This is a genomic window from Halohasta salina (assembly GCF_024178165.1).
GTDB classification, from domain to species: Archaea; Halobacteriota; Halobacteria; order Halobacteriales; family Haloferacaceae; genus Halohasta; species Halohasta salina.
Window position 1 is genome coordinate 1 of sequence record NZ_JAMZIE010000020.1, and the last position, 6185, is coordinate 6185.

Genomic DNA, 6185 nt, shown 5'->3' on the forward strand with positions numbered 1-6185 from the left:
CACCCGACTACTGTCAGAAAATACAGTTGGAACGTGGGGTGTGGTGGGAATGATAGGGAGTGAAATACGGTACCACCCGACTACTGTCAGAAAATACAGTTGGAACACGGGGTGTGGTCTCGGAGTCCCAAGTACCGTATAGTGTCCCGAAATCGCGCCTACATGCCGAAATCGACCCAATACAGTTGGAACGTGGTGGGAAGGTATTTGTATCACGTCCGTCTGTAAGCCAATATGGTCGACGAGCCGCCGGGCGAACAGTCGGGGATCGACGATCCGCTGTTTGCCGATGCGATGACGCGAGACTCGCTGATCGTCCGGCCCGAGTTGCTGGAAGTCGGCCACGTCCCCGACCAGAACCGGATCATCGGCCGGGATGCCGAGATCGAGGCCGTCGCCAGCAAGATCGAACCCGTGATTCGGGACGAGCCACCGTCGAGTTTCATAATCTACGGGAAAACGGGGACCGGGAAATCGCTGGTGTCCCAATCGGTCGCCGACCGCGCCCAGCGTGCTGCCCGCCAAAACGGCGTCTCGGTCGGCGTCGTGTATGTCGACTGTTCGCAACACTCGACAGAGACTCAGGCGACCTCGGCGATCGGTCGCGGGCTCAACGACGCCGACGAAAGTGGCTTTTCGATCCCGCGAGTCGGCTTGAGTCGCGCCCACTACTACGACTATCTGTGGGACACGCTGGATACGTTGTACGACGCCGCGATCATCATCCTCGATGAGATCGACCAGCTCGTAAACAACGAAGACACCGAGGGTGGCGTGTTGATGCAACTCACGCGGGCGAAAGAAAGCGGGAAGATCCGCACGAACGTGGGTGTGGTGGCGATCTCGAATAAGATCAACTACCGGAAGTCGCTCAACGAGCGGGTGATATCCTCGCTAGGCGACGACGAACTGGTGTTTTCGCCGTACGACGGCACCCAACTACAGGCGATTATGCAAGCCCGGACAGACGCCTTTCGAGATGGCGCACTCGACGAGGCCGTGATCCCGAAGACAGCCGCGTTGGCTGCCCGCGAGCACGGGGATGCACGCCGGGCGATCCGCATTCTGCGGAACGCGGGTGATATTGCAACGAAGGAGGGTGCCGATCGAGTCCTCGAAGACCACGTCGACCGCGCCCAGGAACGCGCCGAAGCCGACCGCCTCCGAGAGTTGTTGTCGGGGTTGCCGCCACACTCGAAGTACATCCTACTTGCCTTAGCGAATCTTGATGCCCAAGACGACAGCCGCGAGGAGTTCCGCACGACTGACGTGTATGAGGCCTACAAAAGCGTCTGTGAAACCCAAGCCAGCGACCCGCTGGGATTGGATCGGGTTCGCGACCTGCTTCGAGAGCTATCGTTTTTGGAGATCACCGAATCCAACAAGACCGGCGGCGGCCGTGGCCGGGGCTCGTTTACGCTGCATACGTTGATGAACTCGCCTGAGGCTGTCTTCGAGATGGTCGAAAAGTAGTTGCAGCGGAAGCGTGGTGTCCTACTCGTCGTCGACGGCGTCCAACCACTGCTGCTGATCCGAGGGGTTGGTCGACCGCCGTCGTCGACATCGTCTCTAATACCGGTACCGTTCGATGACCTCTCCGAATGCAACGGTCTCATGAACAGTCTCGATTCGTATCTGTACTCGCTCGCCCACCTCCGTCTCTGGAACTATCACTACAAACCCACGCTCGACACGTGTGAGCCCGTCTCCCTGGTCGCCCAGTTCTGTGATCTCGACGACTCGGGTCTCGCCAGTGCTGACTGGTGGTTGATCGAGATCTGGTTGTTGTGAGGAATCGTCACTGGTCTGTGTGGAAGCTGGCTGTGAGGTCTCGCCCGGTTGCTTGAGAACTGCGACGTAGTAGTCTTCAGTCGGATCGACATAGCCGACGTCGACTTCCTGTTTCGGAACCTCAACAACGTACGACTGGCTTTGTTCTTCGATTTCAAGCCCGTCTATACCTACGGGACACCGTTTCACGAGAAACACCTCTCCGCAGGAGAGGTGCTTCTCGCATTCATGCTCTATGCGGATACCTTGCTGAATATCTCGGATATTGAGGTTATACTGGATCGAGCGTACAAGACTGTCTTCTATGCGATCCGAGAGGTGGAAGCCGCGGTTCACCGGGGCTTCCCCCTCGTCTGGAGTCAGTTCCAACATACGATCTCTGGACCAACGCAGATCGACGAATCTGGAAAGGTCTGTTCAGGGTTCAAGGGCCAAGATCCGCCGCGAGACAGCCGTCATCGCGGCGGGTCGTCCAGATCTGGTCGAACACGCTGGAAGGGGCGTCACGGCGATCAATTAACGCTCGTCGCGGCCTGCCGCGACGCGCTCCGGGTGATTCGTGGGAAGCTCGGAATCGCCTACGAGACCGACTTAGAGCCAGTGATGGAGGAAGCAGCCGACCTCTCCCAGCCGCTGGGAGAGGTCTGGACAGACGGTCTCCAAGCCTATCGTCGGATGGAGCACGACCACAAGATCGTGATTCACGACGAGACGTACGTCTCGTCAGAGGGAATCCACATCAACCAAGTAGAGTGCCTCTTTTCGGTTATCAAGCCGTGGCTACGGAAGTTTCGCGGCCTCTCCAAGCACGGCTTGGAGCAGGCCGCTCATACCTTTGGGATCGTTCGCTCAGTGAATCTCGTCGGCGCATCGTTCGAATTCCTCGTCGACTGCCTTGCTATAGGGGATTCCACAGCTCTACATAAGAGCGCCTCGTGTTAACCAACAAAGTCTTCATCGACAAAGATTTGTTGGTTAATTTAGTTGGCTACTTATATGCGCTCAAATCAAGCCAACAATTCCTACCACTCTTGGTAGACGGCCACTGCCTGTCGGACCAATGCCTCGTGGGGGTCACATGCCTCGCGGTGTTCTGCAACCTGTTCGAATGCTTCCTTGATGCCGATATCCTGTGTGATCGCAAGCGCAGTGGCCGCAACCGAGGGGCTCCGGGAAGCACCACGAGAACAATGGACCAGCACGGTCTCACCGGATTCTAGCGCTGAGACCAGTACGTCGACGGCCTCATTGAACTGCGCTCGATCGTTTTGTGGGCCGTCAGTGAGCGGGACCTGCTTCACTGACACCGACTCCGGAAACCCGGTGTCGGGAGGGCTGTGGGTTAGGGAAACGACCGTCTCGGTACCGTGATTCTCTAGGAGTGGTCCCGTACCAGCGTCCTCGATCGTGCCGACAAATAGCGACTCAGCGACGCGATCCATGTGTCAGGTCCTCCGTAGTAGCGTCAATCGGCACTTGGATGGGTCGTCGAATGTCGCTTGGCCGGTGACGATTTCCGGAGTTTCGAACTGGGCTGCGAGTGTTTCTGCGTCCGCTAGCGTGAACTCAGTGCCAACTTCCACGTAGCCAAGTACCACGTTTTCGGGACCTCCACAATCGTCGACGAGCGCAGGTAGTTCCTCACGAGCGCCGACGCTCCTAGACAGCGAAAGGACGCCTGCGTCTCGCAAGTTTGCATTAATCTGACCGTAGTCGGCCCGTAGCAGCATCGGCTGGGAAAACAGGCTGAACACGTCTGTTGCGAGTTCTCGGATTCGCTGCGCTTGCTCGATCGGAACGACCACCCCGAAGGCATCTTCAAGTCGGGTTAGATCGGCTGCGGTTGGATCACCGGCGACGAGGGCCATCGTGACGGCATCACTGGCACACGTCTCGGCTACACGAACAGCAGTGTCGACCGTCCCGTCTGCTGCGGTGCTCCCTGTTGTGACGACGACGTCGAACTCAGAAAACTGGTCGTCGGTGACTGACCCCCCACAGTCGACGACGGCGTCAGCTGGGTCGGGGTCTTCGTCAGGAACCATCTTGCTGGTTGCCTCACGATGTTCAACGCCATCAGCGATACACTCGGAACCGAAAGCCCCGATCCCAACGAAACACGAGTGTACTCTGAACTGGTCGACCATTCGTCATGAGGTGCGAAGTGCTCTGTCTTAATTCCCTGTCTTGGCGTTCCACTGTCCACTCGTTTGAGCTCTTGATCGCTGTGTCGGGTAGGTCCTCTTGCAGAGCTTGCACCGGCCTGATTATGAAAGCGTAACACTACTCGAAACTTTTTTATAAATAAGCTTCTTACTATGTTACAATGTGCTCCGGCGTATCGAACTTGAGGTCCTCGCCATCGTCGAACGCGGCGACACAATTTCCGAGCTTGCAACGAAGCTCGACTACAGCGAGAGCTATCTCTCTCGTGCCGTGACGGACCTCGTCGAAAAAGGGTTGCTCTACACGGAACGAGACGGTCGTCGGAAGCGAGTCGTTCCCTCGGATGCCCGGGCCGTAGAAATCTACCAGGACCTCGTTCGGCAGCACTCTCACATCGACTTCTCTGAGTTGTTGACGGGGAAGACCCTCGAGGTTCTCTATTATTTTGATCAGCCGCGAACCGTTGCGGACCTCGCTGCATGGACTGATAACTACCGTAACACCGTTAATCGGGTGCTCAAACGGCTCCGTAACCGCGGCCTCGTCGGGACGATCGACAGTCAGTATCAGTTCAACGGTGACTTCGACCGACTCCACGAGTTCGCGCGTGAACTCGCACACCGTCTCCATCGTCGACGGCTTGAATCCGTCGCCCCAAACGGGACCATTCTTTGGGAAGACCACGGCGAATTTCTCGCACAAACCCAAACAGAGGTCGACGCAGAGGGATTCCACGAAACTGGACTCGCTCGATTCGCGGCCTTCGACCTTCAGTTTCTGTTAACCAGTCACCGCTATTACGTCTACTCTGAGGATCTTGGCTCAGTCTCGCCAGCGGAGTTGTGCTGTCACACCCTACTGATCGACAACGATACTCGCCACCGCTCGTACTGTCTCCTGTTGATCAGTCATGTCGACGTCGACGAGGCGGACTTACGAGAGCAGGCGGCGAAGTATGGCCTCGAAGACGAAATCGACGCCCTGATTCGTTACCTCGATACGCGTGGTGAAGTCGACGACGACCACTTTCCGGAGTGGGACGAGTTCCAGGAGCTGGCGGCTGATTACGAGGTGGACCTAGCATAATGAGACCAACATTCGGACGAGAATATATCGAGAACGAGTTCCAGCGAATCGCAGAAGAGCTGTCTAACCCGCTTACAGTCTATTTGATTGGTGGTGGCGCGATGTCGCTGCGCGATCTCAAGGGGGCGACAAAGGATATCGACCTAGTCGTCGCTGACGGCGACACGTACGGCCATCTGTGGGCTGTCCTGATGGATCTCGGGTATGCGGAGGTGCAATCGCTGGATGCCGATTATCGTGCCCTCGGTGCGACCAGCTGCGTCGAGAACGACGATGGGTGTCGCCTCGACATCTTCAACCAGCAGGTCGCGAACAAGCTCGTACTCACCGACGGGATGCAAGAGTGCAGCGAGCCGTTCCTCGACGCGGATCGGCTGACGGTCCGGCTAGTCAGCAACGAAGATATTTTCCTGTTCAAGCCGATCGCCAGCCGCGACGACGATATCGAGGACATGAATATGCTCGTACAGGCTGGCCTCGACTATGGTGTCGTCTAGGATGAACTCGAAGCCCAGATCGAACGCCTGGGTGACGATCAGTTCGCCACGTTCGCGAACGAAGCCCTGATCGAACTTGAGGAGCGGTACGGAGTGACCACGCCAGTCGAGGCCCGCGTTCAGGAGCTCACGAATAGGTACTACCGGGGGCTTGAAGTCCTCCAGGCACTCGACGAACCGATGACAGTCGACGAGTTGGTTGCCAATCTCGGATTGGAGCCTGATGTGGTTCGAAATAGGCTCACGTATCTTGAGAAATTCGACCGTGTACGGCAAAATGGCGATACAGTCGTCCGGTGGAGTAGTTAATCTCCCTTCTACTGTGAGCGCTCGTTATTAGCACTGTTTCTTGGGTGTACAACCCGACAGTGACACTCGGTCCATGCGTCTTCTGTATCGATGCCGACCGTTAACGCATCCAGCACTGTAGGGATTTCAGGGTTCTACATGAGAGCAGAACACGTTAACCAACGTTAGTCACTTTGGGTCGAAGTGTTGGTTAATATTGTTGTACTATCGGGCCAGTCGATACCCTCAACGCTCTTGGGTAGAAGATTGTTGGTCAGTTCTCAGCAGTAGCTGGCAGTCACAGCGGGCAAGGGTGACACGTTCGTGTCACCCGACAAACGATGTTCCCAATCAAGA

General features: G+C 56.8%; 5 protein-coding genes and 2 pseudogenes. 4 read left to right on the forward strand and 3 right to left on the reverse strand.

Going from position 1 to position 6185, the window contains the following annotated elements; translation table 11 throughout:
• The first annotated feature begins 234 nt into the window (after nucleotides 1-234).
• Nucleotides 235-1473: a Cdc6/Cdc18 family protein gene (locus NKJ34_RS15570; protein ID WP_253739216.1), complete on the forward strand. Its 1239-nt coding sequence runs from the start codon at nucleotides 235-237 to the stop codon at nucleotides 1471-1473.
• Between the two features lie 96 nt (nucleotides 1474-1569).
• Here the strand turns inward: NKJ34_RS15570 and NKJ34_RS15925 are convergent, their stop codons facing one another.
• The gene (locus NKJ34_RS15925) at nucleotides 1570-1989 is read right to left on the reverse strand and encodes a TRAM domain-containing protein (RefSeq protein ID WP_253739217.1); all 420 of its coding nucleotides are present in this window, start codon (nucleotides 1987-1989) and stop codon (nucleotides 1570-1572) included.
• Here NKJ34_RS15925 and NKJ34_RS15580 point away from each other — a divergent pair.
• Nucleotides 1945-2733: pseudogene (locus NKJ34_RS15580) on the forward strand (IS1595 family transposase); the annotation flags it as partial. The gene NKJ34_RS15925 and the pseudogene NKJ34_RS15580 sit on opposite strands and share 45 nt — an antisense overlap.
• An 80-nt stretch (nucleotides 2734-2813) precedes the next feature.
• Here the strand turns inward: NKJ34_RS15580 and NKJ34_RS15585 are convergent.
• Both NKJ34_RS15585 and NKJ34_RS15590 read right to left on the reverse strand, forming a co-directional pair.
• Nucleotides 2814-3233 (reverse strand): dual specificity protein phosphatase family protein, encoded by a 420-nt coding sequence (locus NKJ34_RS15585; protein ID WP_253739218.1) that lies wholly within the window; start codon nucleotides 3231-3233, stop codon nucleotides 2814-2816.
• Between the two features lie 3 nt (nucleotides 3234-3236).
• Complete coding sequence (locus NKJ34_RS15590; protein ID WP_253739219.1) at nucleotides 3237-3938, reverse strand: hypothetical protein; 702 nt, start codon at nucleotides 3936-3938, stop codon at nucleotides 3237-3239.
• Between the two features lie 181 nt (nucleotides 3939-4119).
• Here NKJ34_RS15590 and NKJ34_RS15595 point away from each other — a divergent pair, with 181 nt between their 5' ends.
• Nucleotides 4120-5043 carry a MarR family transcriptional regulator gene (locus NKJ34_RS15595; RefSeq protein WP_253739220.1) on the forward strand — a complete coding sequence of 308 codons (924 nt, stop codon included), beginning with the start codon at nucleotides 4120-4122 and terminating at the stop codon, nucleotides 5041-5043.
• Nucleotides 5043-5849, forward strand: a pseudogene (locus NKJ34_RS16025) (DUF6036 family nucleotidyltransferase). Before NKJ34_RS15595 ends, NKJ34_RS16025 begins: the two are co-directional and overlap by 1 nt.
• Nucleotides 5850-6185: the final 336 nt, after the last annotated feature.

Coding starts and splice junctions, on each gene's coding strand:
- NKJ34_RS15570 (WP_253739216.1), top strand. CDS start 235: ATGGTCGACGAGCCGCCGGGCGAACAGTCGGGGATCGACGATCCGCTG.
- NKJ34_RS15585 (WP_253739218.1), bottom strand. CDS start 3,233: ATGGATCGCGTCGCTGAGTCGCTATTTGTCGGCACGATCGAGGACGCT.
- NKJ34_RS15590 (WP_253739219.1), bottom strand. CDS start 3,938: ATGGTCGACCAGTTCAGAGTACACTCGTGTTTCGTTGGGATCGGGGCT.